General features: G+C 69.1%; 19 protein-coding genes. 14 read left to right on the plus strand and 5 right to left on the minus strand.

The window, feature by feature from the left end; all coding sequences use genetic code 11:
- Positions 1-68: 68 nt before the first annotated feature.
- Positions 69-560, minus strand: a complete 492-nt coding sequence (locus ACNJ7K_RS27220; RefSeq protein WP_230791095.1) for a SixA phosphatase family protein — start codon at positions 558-560, stop codon at positions 69-71.
- Entirely contained in the window at positions 557-1,369 is an 813-nt protein-coding gene (locus ACNJ7K_RS27225) for an acyl-[acyl-carrier-protein] thioesterase (protein ID WP_487042624.1), read from the minus strand. Before ACNJ7K_RS27225 ends, ACNJ7K_RS27220 begins: the two co-directional genes overlap by 4 nt.
- A gap of 166 nt (positions 1,370-1,535) precedes the next feature.
- On the opposite strand from ACNJ7K_RS27225, the gene ACNJ7K_RS27230 reads away from it, so the two are divergent.
- The 4 genes from ACNJ7K_RS27230 to ACNJ7K_RS27245 all read left to right on the plus strand — a co-directional run bounded on the left by ACNJ7K_RS27230 (position 1,536) and on the right by ACNJ7K_RS27245 (position 4,493).
- Positions 1,536-3,212 carry an FAD-dependent oxidoreductase gene (locus tag ACNJ7K_RS27230; RefSeq protein ID WP_487042625.1) on the plus strand — a complete coding sequence of 559 codons (1,677 nt, stop codon included), beginning with the start codon at positions 1,536-1,538 and terminating at the stop codon, positions 3,210-3,212.
- Between the two features lie 89 nt (positions 3,213-3,301).
- Positions 3,302-3,757 carry a Rieske (2Fe-2S) protein gene (locus ACNJ7K_RS27235; RefSeq protein ID WP_487042626.1) on the plus strand — a complete coding sequence of 152 codons (456 nt, stop codon included), beginning with the start codon at positions 3,302-3,304 and terminating at the stop codon, positions 3,755-3,757.
- A 24-nt stretch (positions 3,758-3,781) separates the two neighbouring features.
- Positions 3,782-4,147 carry a YidH family protein gene (locus tag ACNJ7K_RS27240; protein WP_120280012.1) on the plus strand — a complete coding sequence of 122 codons (366 nt, stop codon included), beginning with the start codon at positions 3,782-3,784 and terminating at the stop codon, positions 4,145-4,147.
- Positions 4,148-4,160: 13 nt separating this feature from the next.
- Positions 4,161-4,493 carry a DUF202 domain-containing protein gene (locus ACNJ7K_RS27245; RefSeq protein ID WP_120280011.1) on the plus strand — a complete coding sequence of 111 codons (333 nt, stop codon included), beginning with the start codon at positions 4,161-4,163 and terminating at the stop codon, positions 4,491-4,493.
- A 37-nt stretch (positions 4,494-4,530) separates the two neighbouring features.
- Here the strand turns inward: ACNJ7K_RS27245 and ACNJ7K_RS27250 are convergent, their stop codons facing one another.
- Positions 4,531-5,556, minus strand: coding sequence for a YeiH family protein (locus tag ACNJ7K_RS27250; RefSeq protein WP_268654278.1), 1,026 nt, complete (start codon positions 5,554-5,556; stop codon positions 4,531-4,533).
- Between the two features lie 101 nt (positions 5,557-5,657).
- Here ACNJ7K_RS27250 and ACNJ7K_RS27255 point away from each other — a divergent pair, with 101 nt between their 5' ends.
- A complete protein-coding gene (locus tag ACNJ7K_RS27255) occupies positions 5,658-6,551 on the plus strand; it encodes a LysR family transcriptional regulator (RefSeq protein WP_268654277.1) in 894 nt (297 codons plus the stop codon).
- Positions 6,552-6,574: 23 nt separating this feature from the next.
- On the opposite strand, the gene ACNJ7K_RS27260 is transcribed toward ACNJ7K_RS27255, so the two are convergent.
- A complete protein-coding gene (locus tag ACNJ7K_RS27260) occupies positions 6,575-7,438 on the minus strand; it encodes an EamA family transporter (RefSeq protein ID WP_487042627.1) in 864 nt (287 codons plus the stop codon).
- Between the two features lie 94 nt (positions 7,439-7,532).
- Here ACNJ7K_RS27260 and ACNJ7K_RS27265 point away from each other — a divergent pair, with 94 nt between their 5' ends.
- From ACNJ7K_RS27265 to ACNJ7K_RS27275, 3 genes are all read left to right on the plus strand, one after another.
- Entirely contained in the window at positions 7,533-8,327 is a 795-nt protein-coding gene (locus ACNJ7K_RS27265) for a TIGR03084 family metal-binding protein (protein WP_487042628.1), read from the plus strand.
- Between the two features lie 69 nt (positions 8,328-8,396).
- On the plus strand, positions 8,397-9,554 hold the full coding sequence (locus ACNJ7K_RS27270) for an acyl-CoA dehydrogenase family protein (RefSeq protein ID WP_268654272.1): 1,158 nt from the start codon (positions 8,397-8,399) through the stop codon (positions 9,552-9,554).
- 58 nt (positions 9,555-9,612) lie between these two features.
- Complete coding sequence (locus tag ACNJ7K_RS27275; protein WP_016690886.1) at positions 9,613-10,773, plus strand: acyl-CoA dehydrogenase family protein; 1,161 nt, start codon at positions 9,613-9,615, stop codon at positions 10,771-10,773.
- Here the strand turns inward: ACNJ7K_RS27275 and ACNJ7K_RS27280 are convergent.
- Complete coding sequence (locus ACNJ7K_RS27280; protein WP_268654271.1) at positions 10,770-11,429, minus strand: TetR/AcrR family transcriptional regulator; 660 nt, start codon at positions 11,427-11,429, stop codon at positions 10,770-10,772. The two genes, ACNJ7K_RS27275 and ACNJ7K_RS27280, sit on opposite strands and share 4 nt — an antisense overlap.
- Before the next feature lie 163 nt (positions 11,430-11,592).
- Between ACNJ7K_RS27280 and ACNJ7K_RS27285 the strand changes: the two genes are divergently transcribed.
- The 6 genes from ACNJ7K_RS27285 to fusA all read left to right on the plus strand — a co-directional run bounded on the left by ACNJ7K_RS27285 (position 11,593) and on the right by fusA (position 16,732).
- Positions 11,593-12,222, plus strand: coding sequence for a TetR/AcrR family transcriptional regulator (locus ACNJ7K_RS27285; RefSeq protein ID WP_120280005.1), 630 nt, complete (start codon positions 11,593-11,595; stop codon positions 12,220-12,222).
- 10 nt (positions 12,223-12,232) lie between these two features.
- Positions 12,233-12,784: a DUF3558 domain-containing protein gene (locus ACNJ7K_RS27290; RefSeq protein ID WP_404817767.1), complete on the plus strand. Its 552-nt coding sequence runs from the start codon at positions 12,233-12,235 to the stop codon at positions 12,782-12,784.
- A complete protein-coding gene (locus ACNJ7K_RS27295) occupies positions 12,781-13,314 on the plus strand; it encodes a DUF3558 domain-containing protein (protein WP_064060460.1) in 534 nt (177 codons plus the stop codon). Before ACNJ7K_RS27290 ends, ACNJ7K_RS27295 begins: the two co-directional genes overlap by 4 nt.
- Positions 13,315-13,638: 324 nt before the next feature.
- Entirely contained in the window at positions 13,639-14,013 is a 375-nt protein-coding gene (gene rpsL, locus ACNJ7K_RS27300) for a 30S ribosomal protein S12 (protein WP_006552258.1), read from the plus strand.
- Positions 14,013-14,483, plus strand: coding sequence for a 30S ribosomal protein S7 (gene rpsG / locus ACNJ7K_RS27305; protein ID WP_006552257.1), 471 nt, complete (start codon positions 14,013-14,015; stop codon positions 14,481-14,483). Before rpsL ends, rpsG begins: the two co-directional genes overlap by 1 nt.
- A gap of 146 nt (positions 14,484-14,629) precedes the next feature.
- Entirely contained in the window at positions 14,630-16,732 is a 2,103-nt protein-coding gene (gene fusA / locus ACNJ7K_RS27310; protein ID WP_024101663.1) for an elongation factor G, read from the plus strand.
- Positions 16,733-16,739 lie beyond the last annotated feature (7 nt).

The raw sequence follows: 16,739 nt of genomic DNA on the forward strand, positions 1-16,739 counted from the left end.
GGAAAGGTCATTCTCATGCAGGAGAATGTCATACTGAGAGGTGCCGCGGCGGTTGCGCTCGGGGTGGGTCAGCGTGGGATGTGGAAGTCCACGAGTTCGGCCGTGCCTCGCGACAGTTCGGACCAGGATCCGCTCACCGTGAGGACCGCGATCGCGGAGGTGGGGAACTTCTCGGCCACCTGATGGGCAGCATCGGTGCTGTGATCCGTGATGAGCCCGAGGACGGTCGCGGAGAGGGTCGGCTCGTGCCCGACGACGAGCAGGGTCTGCACGTCGTCGGCCGTTCCCCGGATCTCGGCGACCAGGGATTCCGGATCGGCGTGGTACAGGCTGTCGCGGTACTCGACGGGAGCCTCGACCGCCGCCTCGGCGAGTGTCTTGCGCGTCCGGGTCGTGGTGGAGCACAGAACGGCGTCCACCTCGGGCAGGTTCGCCCGGATCCAGCGACCGGCGAGTCCGGCCTCGCGGCGTCCGCGGGGAGAGAGGGGACGCTCGTGATCGTCCACGTCGTCCGGGTACGCGGACTTGCCGTGGCGCAGCAAGATCAGGGTACGGGTCATGGGGTCCACCGTAGAGCGTCCGGTTCCCGGCCGATCCACGCGACCGCGCGAGTGTGATCCTTGACCGTGAACCAGACCGTCAGTCCGTCCTCTCGCAGGGTCGTCCGCAGTGTGAGGGTCTCACCGGCGGCGACGGGGCGCAGGTGTTCGATCACCGCCCGGTACGGCGCGTCCGGGACGTCCGGCCGGAGGGGCAGGAGCTCCTCGAGGCCGTGCCAGTAGACGGCATTGTTGACGTGCCCGAACGGGTCGAGATCGGTGGCGCGCAGAGGGAAGACCCGTTCGTCGTCGACCGCGTCGGGTGCGCGACCGGGCAGCCACGCCGTCCACTTCAGGCGCGTGTCGTGCGCATAGCGGGCCATGTGCTCGAACAGGCCGTCGCTGATCCGGGTGGGGGCTCCGGTGGCGGGGCCGATGTCGATCCAGAACGCCGCGGTCTCGATGAGCGGGCCGTTCGGGTCGTCGTCGGGATCGTCGAGGCGGACCCGCACGTTCGCCCACCGTGTCGACAGGGCGTCGCACCAGCGTCGCAGCCGGAGCGTGCGGCCGTACTCGGCGGGGCGGTGCACGTCGACGATCGTGCGCCGGACGATCCAGAGCGGGTCGGTCTCGGACGCGCCGACGGCGGCGAGGTTGTCGGTGCCGATGTCCTGGAGATAGCGGGCGATGCCGTCGAGTCGCAGTCGCTTGCCGGTGTCGACGTCGCCGGTGCGGACGGTGCGCTCGGTGGAGAAGGGGTCCGCCTCCTCGGGCAGTTCCGTCAGCGGTCGTGTCCGAGGCAGGTCGGTGCTCGGCGTCGACGTGGCCATGTGTCCCCCCGGTTCGGATGTCCGATCGTGCGATTCTCGCAGCTTCGGTGGGTGGTCGCAGGTTCTCTTGCGAACCTACGGTGACAGCCGCTACAGTCGAATTAACTGTTACGGATCGTTACATGAAAATCGCGGACGCTCCGCCCGGCTGCCGAGGACCCTTCCCATGGCCTATGTGATCACCCAGACCTGCTGCAACGACGCGAGCTGCGTCGCGGTCTGCCCCGTGAACTGCATCCACCCCTCGCCGGACGAGCCCGAGTTCGCCACCGCCGAGATGCTGCACATCGATCCGAAGACCTGCATCGACTGCGGCGCCTGCGCCGACGCATGCCCGGTCGAGGCGATCCTGCCCGACGACAAGCTCGATCCCTCCCAGAAGCGGTTCGCCGAGATCAACGCGGCCTGGTACGAGGACCACCCGGCGCCGGAGGGGTGGCAGCCCCTCGTGCCCGTCCCGGCGCCTCCGCGCGATCGCGGAACGCTGCGGGTCGCGATCGTCGGCGCCGGCCCCGCGGCCTGCTACGCCGCCCAGGAACTGCTCGAACGGTCCGACGTCGAGGTCGAGATGTTCGACCGGCTCCCGACTCCCTTCGGCCTCGTGCGCGCCGGTGTCGCCCCCGATCATCCGGGGACCAAGGCGGTCACGGAATCGTTCGAATGGTCGTTCCGGCGCGAGGAGTTCGCCCTGCACCTCGCCACCGAGATCGGACGCGACATCACTCACGCCGAACTGCTCGAGCATCACCACGCCGTGATCTACGCGACCGGTGCGTCGTCCGACCGCCGACTCGGGATCGCGGGCGAGGACCTGCCCGGCAGCCACGCCGCCACCGAGTTCGTCGCCTGGTACAACGGCCACCCCGATTACGCCGACCGCACCTTCGACCTGTCCGGCGAACGTGCCGTCATCGTCGGCAACGGCAACGTCGCCCTCGACGTCGCGCGGATCCTCACCATGGACGTCGACGAACTGGCGCGCACCGACATCGCCGACCACGCTTTGAAGGCGCTGCGGGAGAGCAACATCCGCGAGGTCGTCCTGCTCGGCCGGCGCGGCCCGGCGCAGGCCGCGTACAGCAATCCGGAGTTCCTCGCACTCGGCGACCTCACCGGGGTCGACGTCGTCGTCGACGACGCCGACCTCGAACTCGATCCGGTGAGCGCCCGGGCCGTGGAGGAGGACGCGGCGACCGCGCTGCGTGTCCGTCTCGCCCGTGAGTACGCCGGACGGCCCGTCCGTACCGGGCACCGCCGCATCGTCTTCCGGTACCTCGCCGCGCCGAGCGAACTGCTCGGCGACGACCACGTGACCGGCGTGCGGATCGAACGCACCGAACTCGTCGACGACGGTGGCCGCCTCACCGCCCGCCCCACCGGCCGGTTCGAGGACTCGCCCGCCACGCTCGTACTCCGGTCGATCGGCTATCGCGGCGTTCCGCTGCCGGGTGTGCCCTTCGACGACGTCCGCGGGGTCGTTCCCAACACCGGCGGTCGTGTGGACGCCGGCGTCTACGTCACCGGGTGGGCCAAGCGCGGGCCGAGCGGCGTCATCGGCACCAACAAGGGATGCGCGAAGGAGACCGTCGTGGCGCTGCTGGCCGACTTCGACTCCGGTGCACTCGCCGCTCCCCGCGGCGACCGTCGGGCGCTGAACCGGTTGCTTGCACAGCGCAGGCCCGATCGGGTGGACCTGCACGGCTGGAAGACCATCGACGCCGCCGAGCGGCAGGCCGGACGAGCCCAGGGCCGGCCCCGCGTCAAGATCACCGATCGCGAGACCCTCGTCGAACTCGGTCGTCGCCGACGCCGTCTTCCGTTGCTCGCCTCGTTGCGTCGCTGACCGAGCCGGGGGTGACGCAGGTCGCGGCCCGCCCGGACGTTCGTCGATAGGCTCGGGAGAACCGAATCCCGACCCGAACGGACATGTGTATGAGCAGCGACAATCTCGACCGCACGGCGCTCACACGCCGCACTCTCATCGGCGGCGCCGGTGTGGTGGCGGCCGGCGCGGCCCTCACGGCCTGCGGATCGTCCGGCGACACCGGCGAGGCGCGATCGGCGGTGCCCGCACCGACCACGACGGCGACTCCCGGACCCGACGCGGAGGTCGTCGCCGCCGTTGCGGACGTGCCGGTCGGCGGGGGCGTCATGCTCGAATCGAAGAGGCTCGTCGTCACCCAGCCCGCAGAGGGCGACTTCCGCGCGTTCATCGCGATCTGCACCCATCAGGGCTGCAATCTCAGCGGTGTCGAGGGTGAGCGCATCATCTGCCCGTGCCACGGCAGCCGGTACGACCTCGACGGCGCCCCGGTCGAAGGACCGGCGAAGCGGCCGCTGAAGACCCGTCCCGTGGCGGCGCGCGGGTCCGATCTCGTCGTGGGCTGATCGGTCCGGGATAGAGTCCGCTCCGTGGAGACCAGCGGAGGCTGGCGCCCGAAGGCGCTGCGTGACGGTACGGACCCGGACCCTCGTTTCACGCTGGCCAACGAGCGCACCTTCCTCGCGTGGGTGCGGACCGCGCTCGGCGTCATCGCCGCGGCGGTCGCGCTGGAGACCTTCGCGGGCGGCATCGTGTCGGAGGGGCTCCGCACGGTGCTGGCGTGCGCGTTGCTCGGCTTCGCCGCCGTGCTCACGGTGTTCGCGCTGATCCGCTGGCACCGCGTCGAGCACGCGATGCGCACCGGACGCGCACTCCCGGTGCCGTGGGTGGCCTACTTCCTCGCCCTGGCCCTGGGGGTCTCGGGGGTCGTGCTCGCCGTCGCGATCGCCCGGTGAGACGAGCGGCATCGTGAGCGGGGACGATCTGCGGCACGGCGACGCAGGTCTGCAGCCCGAACGGACGAGTCTGGCGTGGCTGCGCACCGCCTCGGTGCTCGGTGCGGTGGTGCTCGGATTCATGCGGTTCGTGCCCGGCCCGGGTGCCGTGGTCGCGACGATCGGCCTGATCTGCCTCGTGCCCGTGCTCGCGGTGCTGCTCGCCTCCCGGATCGGTCACCGCGCGCGGGTGCGCGGTCTGGTCGCGGGTCGCGCGCCCTATTTCTGGTGGCGCAACGTCTCGGTCTCCGCCACGGTCGTGGTGCTCGCGATCTCGTCGGCCGTACTGATCGTCACTGCCCGCTGATCGTCACCGCCCGCTGATCCTCACTGCCCGCCGATACTCACTGCCCGCCGAGTGACGACACGCCGATCAGCGCTATCGCGGCGACCCAGACGGTCGCCGCTGCCGCGAGTGCGATCGGGCGCCATCCGACGCCGCGGAGGACTTCCCGGCGCACCCCGGCGCCCAGGGCGAACATGGCGACGGTCAGCAACGCGCGCTGCACCGTCCCCGTAGTCTCCACCACGATCGGATCGAGCAGTCCGGTCGAGCGCAGTGCGACGCACGCGAGGAAGCCGAGCAGGAAGACCGGCACGATCGGGGGAGTGCGCTCGTCTCGGCGACCGTCACCGCGCCGTCGGGCGATCACCCCGACGATCGCCACGACCGGGGCCAGCAGTGCCACCCGCGCGAGCTTGACCGTCACCGCCGCGGCGAGCACCCCACCGGCGGTGGCTTCGAGGGCGGTGCCGGTCGCGACCACCTGGGCGACCTCGTGGATCGCCGCACCCGCCCACAGACCGGCGGTCCCGGGAGTCAGCCCGAGCATGCCCGCGGCGAGCGGAACGAGCGGGATCATCGCGGTGCCGAAGACGACCACCAATGCGACGGTGGTGACGAGTTCGCGTTTGCGCGAATCGATCACACCGTCGACCGCCGCCGCGGCCGCGGCTCCGCAGATCGAGAAACCGCACGCGATGAGCAGGCGCTGGGTCCAGCCCACCCCGAGCCACCGGCCGAAGGCGAGCGACCCGCAGATGCCCGCGACGACGACGGCCGCCGCGACGACCGCTGTGCCCCACCCGAGGTCGACGAGATCGGAGACCGCGAGTTGCACGCCGAGCAGGGCGACGCCCACTCGGAGGAGACGCTTCGCCGCCGTACCCAGGCCCGGCTCCAGAACCTCGACCACCGGTGCGGGCAGACCGACGTTCGCCACGACCACACCCAGGACGATCGCGACGAGCAGCGGACTCGCCCCGGGGATCAGGTGCGCCGCTCCCAGCGCGACGACCGCACCCGCCGCGGCCACCAGGAGCCCCGGGACGACGGTGGGCCGGGATGCGGGCGCGTGGACGGTGAGCATGCCTCGACTCTTCCGTCGCAGCGGTGTCCGCACCAGCCGCCGATCGGACATGAGGTCATATCGAATGGATATGAGTAGTGAGTGCGGCATATCGTTCGTGCATGACCAGCTGGCCGGATCTCGTTGCTCTGGAACTGCTCGTCGGGGTCGACGACCGGGGCGGGCTCGGCGCCGCGGCCCGCGCGGCCGGTCTCGCCCAACCCAACGCGACCCGCATGCTGCGCCGGCTCGAACGGCAACTCGGCGCGGTCCTCGTGCGGCGGGGCCGGACGGGTTCGGTGCTCACCCCGGAGGGCACGGTGGTCGCGCACTGGGCGCGGGAGGTCCTGGCCGATGCGGAACGCCTCCTCGACGCCGCTGCAGCACTGCGTGTCGAGCAGCAACCCGAACTGGTGGTCGCGGCGTCGATGACGGTCGCCGAACACCTCATCCCGCGGTGGCTCGGCGCCTTCCGCACGCTCCGCGACGACGTCCAGATCCAGTTGCAGGTCCACAACTCGATGCGGGTGTGTGATGTCGTCGCCGAGGGCGGATGCGACGTCGGGTTCGTCGAGGGGCCGACGGTTCCGGAGGGACTGCACAGTGTCGCGGTGGCACGCGACCGCTTGGTCGTGGTCGTCCCGCCGCAGCATCCCTGGGCGCGGCGGCGGCGCCCGCTCACCGTGGCCGAACTCGCGGCGACACCACTGGTCGTCCGTGAGGAGGGGTCCGGTACCCGCCGCACCCTCGACCTCGCGTTGCAGGAGTACGACCGGGCCGCACCGCTGCTCGAACTCGGGAGCGGAGCCGCGGTCCGCACGAGCGTGCTCGGGGGCACGGGCCCGGCGGTGCTGAGCACCCTCGCGGTGGAGGAGTACCTGGAGTCCGGTCGGCTCGTCGCGGTCGCGGTGGACGGACTCGACCTACAGCGTGTGCTCCGCGCGGTCTGGAGGCCGCCGCGGGCGTTGTCCGGTCCGGCGGGGGAGTTGGTCCGACTGATCACCCGTACCCGCTGACCGGTCCTACGTCCGGCGCCGGGTCACGCGCGCGAGTGCTGCAACGCACCGGCCCCGGCGACCACCACGAGTGCGATACCCGCGAGGGCGAGAGGTTCGACGACCTGCCCCAGCACCAGAGCTCCGGCGAGCGCTGCGGCGGCGGGCTCGAGCGCGATGAGGATCGCGAACACCTTCTTCGGCAGGTCGCGCAGGGCACGGATCTCGAGGGTGTACGGGATCGCCGACGACAGCAGCGCCACGGCGAGTCCTGCGAGCACGAGGTCGGGCCGGAGGAGTTCGGTGCCGGCCGTCGCCGCGCCGAACGGCAGGACGACGACGGCCGCGATCGTCGTGGCCCCGGCCAGCCCTGCAGACCCGGGCATGGTCGTCGCCATACGTGAGCCGGCGACGATGTACCAGGCCCACCCCGATGCGGCGACCAGCGCGAAGGTGACTCCGAGCGGATCGAGACCGGTGGACAACCCGGCACCGTCGCCGACGCCGAGCAGGACCACCCCGCCCAGCGCGAGCACCACCCACAGAGCGTCGCGCACACGTCGGGACAGGATCGCGGCCAGCCCGAGAGGGCCGAGGAACTCGATGGTGACGGTCGCGGCGAGCGGCAGTCGCGTCAACGCCCCGTAGAACGCCGTGTTCATCAGCGCGAGACTCGCGCCCAGTGTCACCACCGCCCGCCATTGTGCCGGTGTCCACGTCCGCGGCCGGGGCCGGGTGAACGCGCAGAGGATCACGGCCGCGAACAGCAGGCGCAGGGTCACCGTGCCGAGGGCGCCCGCCCGGTCGAACAGGGTCGCGGCGAAGGCCGCCCCGAACTGCATCGACAGCACCGCGGTGAGGACCGCGACGACAGGCCCGACGGTGTGCGTGCGGGAATCGTCGGCCATCCCGTCAGTCTGTCCGACAGGTCCGGACGACGCCTGCCGCAAAAAACAATCACGAGTGCTTGATTTTGGGGCTGTGACGTGTGACGCTTGCCGCATGTCCGATCTGCACGCCGTGCTCGACGATCTCCGCGCGGAGGGCGACGATCTCGACGCTCTCGTCGCGACCCTGCCCGACGAGAGTTGGGCACTGCCTACCCCGGCGGAGGGCTGGACCATCGCTCACCAGATCGGTCACCTGCTGTGGACCGACCGGGCGGCGCTCACCGCCGTGCGCGACTCGGATGCCTTCGTGAAGATGGTCGAAGCGGCATTCGGCGACCCGCTGGGATTCGTCGACGTCGGTGCCGAGGAACAGGCGGGGCGACCGCCCGCGGAGTTGCTCGCCGACTGGCGCGACACCCGACGCGAACTCGCCGACGCGCTCGCCGAGCTCCCGCGCGGTACGAAGATCCTGTGGTTCGGGCCGCCGATGTCCCCGGCGTCGATGGCAACCGCCCGGCTCATGGAGACCTGGGCGCACGGGGGAGACGTCGCAGACGCCCTCGGCGTCACCCGCACGCCCACCGCGCGCCTGAAGAACGTCGCGCACCTGGGTGTGCGGACGCGCGACTTCGCGTACGTCATCCGCGACCGGAAGCCTCCGGCCGAGCCGTTCCGTGTGGTGCTCACCGCCCCCGGCGGGGACAGCTGGGAATGGGGTCCGGAGGACGCGGCGCAGTCGGTCACCGGCCCGGCCCTCGACTTCTGCCTGCTCGTCACCCAGCGCATCCACCGCGACGACACCGCCCTCGTCACCGACGGCCCGGACGCGGAGGAATGGCTCGGCCTCGCGCAGGCCTTCGCCGGTGCCCCCGGCGCCGGGCGCGAGCCCGGCGAGCCCGCCTCCTGAGACCACCCGCCCCGCAGTCGAGACACCTCCGGCCGAGAATTCTTCGGCCCGAACACCATCGGAGACATCGTGAGCATGTGGACCACCCCCGAGCGTCTCGCTCTGCGCGAGACCGTCACCGGTTTCGTGAAGCGCGAGATCCTGCCCCGCCTCGACGACTGGGAGCGCGCCGGCGAACTGCCCCGCGAACTGCACGTCGAGGCCGCGAAGATCGGCCTGCTCGGCGCGGGATTCCCCGAGGAGGTCGGTGGTTCCGGCGGTGACGGTGCCGACACGCTCACCGTGTGCGAGGCGTTCCACGAGGCGGGTGCCTCGGGCGGTGCGTTCGCGTCGCTGTTCACGTGCGGCATCGCGCTGCCGCACCTCATCGCGGCCGGTGATCCCGATCAGATCGACCGGTGGGTACGGCCCACTCTCGCAGGCGAACTCGTCGGGTCCCTCGCGATCACCGAACCGGGCGGCGGATCGGACGTCGGCCATCTGACCACCACTGCGGTGCGCGACGGCGACCACTACGTCGTCAACGGCGCGAAGACCTACATCACCTCGGGATGCCGCGCCGACTTCGTGGTCACCGCGGTCCGCACCGGAGGTCCCGGCGCCGGGGGAGTCTCGCTGCTCGTGATCGAGAAGGGCACACCGGGTTTCACCGTCTCCCGCAAGCTCGACAAGATGGGCTGGCGCGCGTCGGACACCGCCGAGTTGTCCTTCGCCGACGTCCGCGTACCGGTCACCAACCTCGTCGGCACGGAGAACACCGGATTCTGGCAGATCGCACAGGGTTTCGTCTCCGAGCGGATCGCCCTCGCCGCCCAGGCCTATTCGGGTGCGCAGCGGTGCCTGGACCTGACGGTCGCGTGGTGCCGCGACCGCGAGACCTTCGGCCGGCCACTGATCACCCGCCAGGCCGTGCAGCGCACGCTGTCCGAGATGGCGCGTCGCATCGACGTCGCGCGCGTCTACACCAGGCACGTCACCGAACGCGCCGTGGCGGGGGAGACCGACCTGATCGCCGAGGTGTGTTTCGCGAAGAACACCGCGGTCGAGGCCGGCGAGTGGGTCGCCAACCAAGCGGTCCAGTTGTTCGGCGGCCTCGGGTACATGGCCGAATCCGAGGTCGAACGGCAGTACCGCGACATGCGCATCCTCGGCATCGGCGGTGGCACCACCGAAATCCTCACCGAACTCGCCGCCAAGCGGCTGGGTTACGGCGTCCGACCCACCTGATCCTTCACGCGACCGTCCACGGCCGCGCGTCCTCTCACCCGACCCGGAAGGCATCCTCGTGAGCATCATCGAGACCGAAGAACAGAAGGAACTGCGCGCTGCGGTAGCGGCTCTGGCCGAGCGCTACAACTACGTCGACTACGTACTTCCCAAGTCGCGCGCGCACGAGCCGCTCACCGAATTGTGGGCGGAGGCGGCCAAGCTCGGCTTCCTCGGCGTGAACCTTCCGGAGCAATACGGAGGCGGGGGCGCCGGCATCTACGAACTCGCGCTGGTGCAGGAGGAACTCTCCGCGAAGGGCGCCGGGCTGCTGCTCGTCGTGGTCTCGCCGGCCATCTGCGGCACGATCATCTCCAAGTACGGCACCGACGCCCAGAAGCAGGAATGGCTGCCCGGGCTCGCCGACGGCTCCCGCATCATGGCCTTCGGCATTACCGAGGCCGACGCCGGATCCAACTCGCACAACATCACCACCATCGCACGCCGTGACGGTGACGACTGGATCCTCTCCGGCAGCAAGGTGTACATCTCCGGTGTCGACCAGGCAGACGCCGTGCTCGTCGTCTCCCGCACCGAGGACGCGAAGACCGGCAAGCTCCGTCCGGCCCTGTTCATCGTGCCGACCGACGCTCCGGGCTTCACGAAGACGCCCATGGAGATGGACATCCTCGAGCCGGACTACCAGTTCTCCCTGTTCTTCGACGACGTCCGGCTTCCCGCCGACGCACTCGTCGGTGAGCCGGAGGCCGCGCTCATGCAGCTGTTCGCCGGACTGAACCCCGAGCGGATCATGGGCGCGGCGATGGCGGTGGGTATGGGCCGGTACGCCCTCGACGCCGCGGTGCGCTACGCCAACGAGCGGACCGTCTGGAAACAGCCCATCGGTGCGCACCAGGGCATCGCGCACCCGCTGGCGCAGCGCAAGATCGAGCTCGAACTCGCCAAGCTCATGATGCAGAAGGCCGCCGTCCTCTACGACAGCGGCGACGACTTCGGGGCCGCCGAGGCCGCGAACATGGCCAAGTACGCCGCGGGTGAGGCCGCGATCGCCTCGCTGGACCAGGCGATCCAGACCCACGGCGGTGCCGGTCTCACCCGGGAGTACGGCCTCGCGGCGATGCTCGGCGCCGCGCGCATCGCACGCGTGGCGCCGGTCAGCCGGGAGATGATCCTCAACTTCGTGGCCCAACACTCGCTGGGCCTGCCGAAGTCGTATTAGGCCGACGCTTCGGTGTTCGATGCTTCCGAGTCGGACACCTCCGGGTTCGATACCTCGGACCCGGAGGTTCCGATGTTCGCCGGGAAGGAATCCGGCGGGAAGAGGCCCTTGGCTTCCTCCGCCGGAAGCAGCGTGCCCAGCAGATAGGCGAGGGACCACCGCAACGAGCTCACGTCCTGCAGCGGCACGGTCTGCTGGTAGCCCACGAGCGTGTACAGGGCCAGTCGGGCGAACCGCTCGGCCTGTTCCCTCGAACCGAGGTACCGGGCCACCGCTTCGGCCACCACCGCGTACCGCAGGTCGTCGACCTTGCTCTGCACCTCGTGGACGCCGGAGTCGCTGTGAGACCAACCGCGGATCGCGGACTCGGCGGAGTGGGGGAGGCTGCACGCGAATTCGATGAGCAACCGGAGCCGCCGGGTCATCGAACCCTCGAGGCGCGCCGCGGCGGCGAGCTGGAGCGTCTGGCTCTCGAGCCAGTGCTGGAGGAATTCGGTCTTGAACTGCGCCCAGCTCTCGAAATAGTTGTAGAACGAGCCGGTCGTCACCTCGAGGTGACTGCACAACCGTGCCTGCTTGAGTCCGGCATGGTCGTTGGTGGCCAGGATGGCCAGCGCGGCGTCGAAGTAGTCCTCGCGCCTGACGATGGTCGCCACGTGGTGCTCCCCCTTTCACCCCGACCTGTTATACGAGTGTACGGATGATGAGCTTTGCGTACGGTCTCGGGGTCGCACGAATACCCGCACGGCGGAAGATCAGTCGTGACGGAACGGTCGTGACCAGGGGGTCGTGACAGGACAGGCAGGAACAGGAGTCCCGATGGCGCGAGAACCGAAGCAGGACCGCAGCCGCGCCACGCGGCGGCGACTGCTCGAGGCGACGATCGACTGTCTCGTCGAATCCGGTTGGGCCGCAACCACAGTGAGTGTGGTCGCCGAGCGGGCAGGAGTGTCGCGCGGGGCCACCCAGCATCACTTCCCGACCCGGGAGGATCTCATCACCGCATCCCTCGAGTTCATGTTCGACAGTCGCATCGAACGGGTCCGCACCGAGCCGTTCGACGTGCCCGAGGGCGTCGGCCGCACGGAGGCGGTGGTCGAGCGCATCGTCGACCAGTGCACCGGCAACATGTTCAAGGCCGCCCTGCAGGTGTGGACGGCCGCGGCGGCCGATCCGGCTCTGCGCGAGATGCTCCTGCCGCTCGAGGAGAAGTTCGGGCGTGTCTCGCACGCCGTGGCCGTCGAGCAGCTCGGTGCCGACGACACCGACCCGGTCGTGCACCGGACGGTGCAGGCGACCCTGGATCTCGCACGCGGACTCGGCCTGGCCGACGTGCTGACGGACGACTCGGCCCGCCGGCGGGAGATCGTCCGGCACTGGGCCGCGCAGCTCGACGAGGTGCTCCGGGAGTCCTCGGGTCGTCGCACACAGGCGGGCCCGGCTCGGTAGTCTTCCCGCCATGCCTCTCCCGCGCATCGGAAGGACGGCGGCTGCCGTGGCGACGGCCGGTCTCATGGGTCTCGGTGCGGCGGCGTGCGGGAACTCCGACGACGCCGGACAGGTCGAGACCTCGCCGACCGCGTCCGTCACCGACCCCGGCCCGCTGTTCGACGAGTGCGGCGCGATGTCCGACGACGAGGTGGCGGCGGCCTTCGGTCTCGGCAGTTTCACGACGGTGACGCGCAACTCGGTGGGCTGCGAGTGGGAGATCTACGTCGGCGGCCCGAGCGTGAGCTTCTCGTGGTACCGGGGAAGTCCCATCGGCCGCGAACGCGCCGGCTCCGATCTCATCGGCCGGCCCGCTGCCGACGTCGAGATCGGGGGACGGTCCGGTTTCATGGGGTCCTATCAGAACGACCTGGGGCAGACGACGCTGTGCGAGATCGGCGTGGAGTTCGGCGGCGACTTCGTCCACTGGTCGGTCTCGTACTCGAACCTCACGCCCGTCGCCGACGCCTGCGTCGTCGCTCGCGGCCTGGCCACCACGAGTGTGGAAAGGGTGCAGAAGTGAACGCCCGCCGCTGGTGCGCCGCATTCGCGACCGTCCTCACGACGGGTGCTCTGCTCACCGGATGTACCCGCACCATCGAGGGGCGGGCCGTCCCGGAGGGGATCGGCGGCGGCACGGGCGCCGAGTTCACCCGGCTGCTCACCGAGTGCGATGCCGTCGCCGACGAGAAGATCGCCGAGGCCGTGGGCGCGGACTACGTCTATCGCGGATTCTTCGGTGCGATCTGCCGCTGGGACGGTGAGGGACCCACGGGAGTAGTGAAGGTCACCTTCAACTGGTTCGAGACCGGTTCCCTCGACCACGAACGCGCCGCCGCCGAGGGACTCGGTTACGAGATCGAGAACACGACCATCGAGGGCCGGCGGGCACTGCAGATGCGTCGACCCGGCGATCCGCTGTCGTGCGGGGTCAGTTCCGGGGCGTCGACGACCGGCATCTTCGGCTGGTGGGTGCAGTACACCTCCGGGGGAGCGGACCCGTGTGAAGCTGCTGCTACGTTGGCCCGGCTCACACTGAACCTCAGCAGTTGACGGTGTGTGCGGATCCTCGGGAGGGTGCGCGCTCCTCACTTTGACCTCATGCGCGCACGCCGGGTATCGTTGTGGGTCGTGTCCGGCATGCCCGGGCCGGTCTGTGTGCCTATGCGAGGTAGTGCCGTGCGCGCGGTCTGTGGATATCTGCAGGAGCGAGCCCCCGGCTGCCTGTGTGGGGGTACGCGACACACCCGACCTCGTGTGCACACGAGGGGCGAGTGCGGGGCAGCAGCTTTCTTGCCCCAACCGATGGATCCCTAATTTCAGAACAGCCGAGGTTGCTCGAAGTGAGCAGCTTCAGACAACGAAGAAAGCCGGTTAATGCCAACCATCAATCAGCTGGTCCGCAAGGGCCGCCGCGACAAGGCCGCCAAGGTCAAGAGCGCGGCGCTCAAGGGCAGCCCCCAGCGTCGCGGTGTATGCACTCGCGTGTACACCACCACCCCGAAGAAGCCGAACTCGGCTCTCCGTAAGGTCGCCCGTGTGCGCCTGACCTCCCAGGTCGAGGTCACCGCCTACATCCCCGGTGAGGGCCACAACCTCCAGGAGCACTCGATGGTGCTCGTGCGTGGCGGTCGTGTGAAGGACCTCCCGGGTGTGCGCTACAAGATCATCCGCGGCTCGCTCGACACCCAGGGTGTCAAGAACCGCAAGCAGGCCCGCAGCCGCTACGGAGCGAAGAAGGAGAAGGGCTGATGCCACGTAAGGGTCCCGCTCCCAAGCGTCCGCTGATCGCCGATCCGGTCTACGGTTCGCCGCTGGTCACCCAGCTGGTCAACAAGATCCTGCTGGACGGCAAGAAGTCCACCGCCGAGCGCATCGTGTACCAGGCGCTCGAGCAGGCTCGCGAGAAGACCGGTACCGATCCGGTCGTCACCCTCAAGCGCGCGCTCGACAACGTCAAGCCCGCCCTCGAGGTCCGCAGCCGTCGCGTCGGTGGTGCCACCTACCAGGTGCCGGTCGAGGTTCGCCCCGGTCGTTCCACCACCCTCGCACTGCGCTGGCTGGTGACGTTCTCGCGTCAGCGTCGCGAGAAGACCATGGTCGAGCGGCTCGCCAACGAGCTCCTCGACGCGAGCAACGGCCTCGGCGCCTCCGTGAAGCGCCGCGAGGACACGCACAAGATGGCTGAAGCCAACAAGGCGTTCGCGCACTACCGCTGGTGAGTCGTCGCCGACCGGGAGATGCCGTCATCACGGACCTCCCGGTCGGCTGCTCGCACAACTGTGTCGGTCCCGTAAAGGCCGGCTGACAACACAAGAACATGTGGTCCGCACCCAAGGACCGACACGAGCTACGAGCGGGGTTACCTGTGGCACAGGAAGTGCTGACCGACCTGAACAAGGTCCGCAACATCGGCATCATGGCGCACATCGATGCCGGCAAGACCACCACCACCGAGCGCATCCTCTTCTACACCGGTGTCAACTACAAGATCGGTGAGACGCACGACGGTGCCTCGACCACCGACTGGATGGAGCAGGAGAAGGAGCGTGGTATCACCATCACCTCCGCTGCTGTGACCTGCTTCTGGAACAAGAACCAGATCAACATCATCGACACCCCCGGCCACGTCGACTTCACGGTCGAGGTCGAGCGGTCGCTGCGCGTCCTCGACGGCGCAGTCGCCGTGTTCGACGGCAAGGAGGGCGTCGAGCCCCAGTCCGAGCAGGTCTGGCGCCAGGCTGCCAAGTACGACGTTCCGCGCATCTGCTTCGTCAACAAGATGGACAAGATGGGCGCGGACTTCTACTTCACCGTGCAGACGATCATCGATCGCCTGGGCGCGAAGCCGCTGGTCCTCCAGCTCCCCATCGGTGCCGAGGATGCCTTCGACGGCGTCGTCGACCTCGTCGAGATGAAGGCGCTCACCTGGCGTGGCACCACCGACATCGGCACCGAGGCCACCGTCGAGGAGATCCCGGCCGACCTCGCCGACAAGGCTGCCGAGTACCGCGAGAAGCTGCTCGAGACGGTCGCCGAGTCCGACGAAGAGCTCATGGAGAAGTACTTCGGCGGCGAGGAACTCACCGTCGCCGAGATCAAGGCGGCCATCCGCAAGATGACCGTCAACTCCGAGCTCTACCCGGTGCTGTGCGGCTCCGCCTTCAAGAACAAGGGCATCCAGCCCATGCTCGATGCGGTCATCGACTACCTGCCGAACCCGCTCGACATCGGCGACGTCATCGGCCATCAGGTCGGTAACGAAGAAGAGGAACTGCGTCGTAAGCCCTCGAAGGAGGAGCCCTTCTCGGCTCTCGCCTTCAAGATCGCTGCGCACCCCTTCTTCGGCAAGCTGACCTTCGTCCGCGTGTACTCCGGCCGGATCGACTCGGGCACCCAGGTGCTCAACTCGACCAAGGGCAAGAAGGAGCGCGTCGGCAAGCTGTTCCAGATGCACGCCAACAAGGAGAACCCGGTCGACGAGGCGGTCGCGGGCCACATCTACGCGATGATCGGCCTGAAGGACACCACGACCGGCGACACCCTGTGCGCGCAGGACGCCCCGATCGTCCTCGAGTCGATGACCTTCCCGGACCCGGTCATCCAGGTCTCCATCGAGCCGAAGTCGAAGGCCGACCAGGAGAAGCTGTCGACGGCCATCCAGAAGCTCGCCGAAGAGGACCCGACCTTCTCGGTCGAGCTCGACGACGAGACCGGCCAGACCGTCATCGGCGGTATGGGCGAGCTCCACCTCGACATCCTCGTCGACCGCATGAAGCGCGAGTTCAAGGTCGAGGCCAACGTCGGCAAGCCGCAGGTCGCGTACCGCGAGACGATCACCAAGCCGGTCGAGAAGCTCGAGTTCACGCACAAGAAGCAGACCGGTGGCTCGGGCCAGTTCGCAAAGGTCATCATCGGCCTCTCGCCGTTCGTCGGCGAGGACGGCGCGACCTACGAGTTCGAGAACAAGGTCACCGGCGGTCGCATCCCCCGCGAGTACATCCCGTCGGTCGACGCGGGTGCTCAGGACGCCATGCAGTACGGCGTGCTCGCCGGCTACCCGCTGGTGAACCTGAAGGTCACCCTCATCGACGGTGCGTACCACGACGTCGACTCGTCCGAAATGGCGTTCAAGATCGCCGGTTCGCAGGCACTGAAGGAAGCGGCCCGCAAGGCCGCCCCGGTGATCCTCGAGCCCCTCATGGCGGTCGAGGTCACCACGCCCGAGGACTACATGGGTGAAGTGATCGGCGACCTGAACTCCCGCCGTGGCCAGATCCAGGCCATGGAGGAACGCAGTGGTGCCCGTGTCGTGAAGGCGCTGGTTCCGCTCTCGGAGATGTTCGGTTACATCGGCGATCTGCGGTCGAAGACCCAGGGTCGTGCGAACTTCTCCATGGTGTTCGATTCCTACGCAGAGGTTCCCTCGAACGTCGCGAAGGAAATCATCGCCAAGGCGACCGGCGAGTAGCCTCCGG

Origin of the sequence: Rhodococcus shunpengi (assembly GCF_048381395.1) — a bacterium.
Classification (GTDB): Bacteria; Actinomycetota; Actinomycetes; order Mycobacteriales; family Mycobacteriaceae; genus Rhodococcus.

What these genes read in the sequence shown, in the direction of transcription:
- ACNJ7K_RS27225 (WP_487042624.1), bottom strand. Translation starts at nt 1,369, where the DNA reads ATGGCCACGTCGACGCCGAGCACCGACCTGCCTCGGACACGACCGCTG.
- ACNJ7K_RS27265 (WP_487042628.1), top strand. Translation starts at nt 7,533, where the DNA reads ATGTCCGATCTGCACGCCGTGCTCGACGATCTCCGCGCGGAGGGCGAC.
- ACNJ7K_RS27285 (WP_120280005.1), top strand. Translation starts at nt 11,593, where the DNA reads ATGGCGCGAGAACCGAAGCAGGACCGCAGCCGCGCCACGCGGCGGCGA.
- rpsL (WP_006552258.1), top strand. Translation starts at nt 13,639, where the DNA reads ATGCCAACCATCAATCAGCTGGTCCGCAAGGGCCGCCGCGACAAGGCC.
- ACNJ7K_RS27255 (WP_268654277.1), top strand. Translation starts at nt 5,658, where the DNA reads ATGACCAGCTGGCCGGATCTCGTTGCTCTGGAACTGCTCGTCGGGGTC.
- ACNJ7K_RS27220 (WP_230791095.1), bottom strand. Translation starts at nt 560, where the DNA reads ATGACCCGTACCCTGATCTTGCTGCGCCACGGCAAGTCCGCGTACCCG.
- rpsG (WP_006552257.1), top strand. Translation starts at nt 14,013, where the DNA reads ATGCCACGTAAGGGTCCCGCTCCCAAGCGTCCGCTGATCGCCGATCCG.
- ACNJ7K_RS27250 (WP_268654278.1), bottom strand. Translation starts at nt 5,556, where the DNA reads ATGCTCACCGTCCACGCGCCCGCATCCCGGCCCACCGTCGTCCCGGGG.
- ACNJ7K_RS27230 (WP_487042625.1), top strand. Translation starts at nt 1,536, where the DNA reads ATGGCCTATGTGATCACCCAGACCTGCTGCAACGACGCGAGCTGCGTC.
- ACNJ7K_RS27290 (WP_404817767.1), top strand. Translation starts at nt 12,233, where the DNA reads ATGCCTCTCCCGCGCATCGGAAGGACGGCGGCTGCCGTGGCGACGGCC.
- ACNJ7K_RS27260 (WP_487042627.1), bottom strand. Translation starts at nt 7,438, where the DNA reads ATGGCCGACGATTCCCGCACGCACACCGTCGGGCCTGTCGTCGCGGTC.
- ACNJ7K_RS27235 (WP_487042626.1), top strand. Translation starts at nt 3,302, where the DNA reads ATGAGCAGCGACAATCTCGACCGCACGGCGCTCACACGCCGCACTCTC.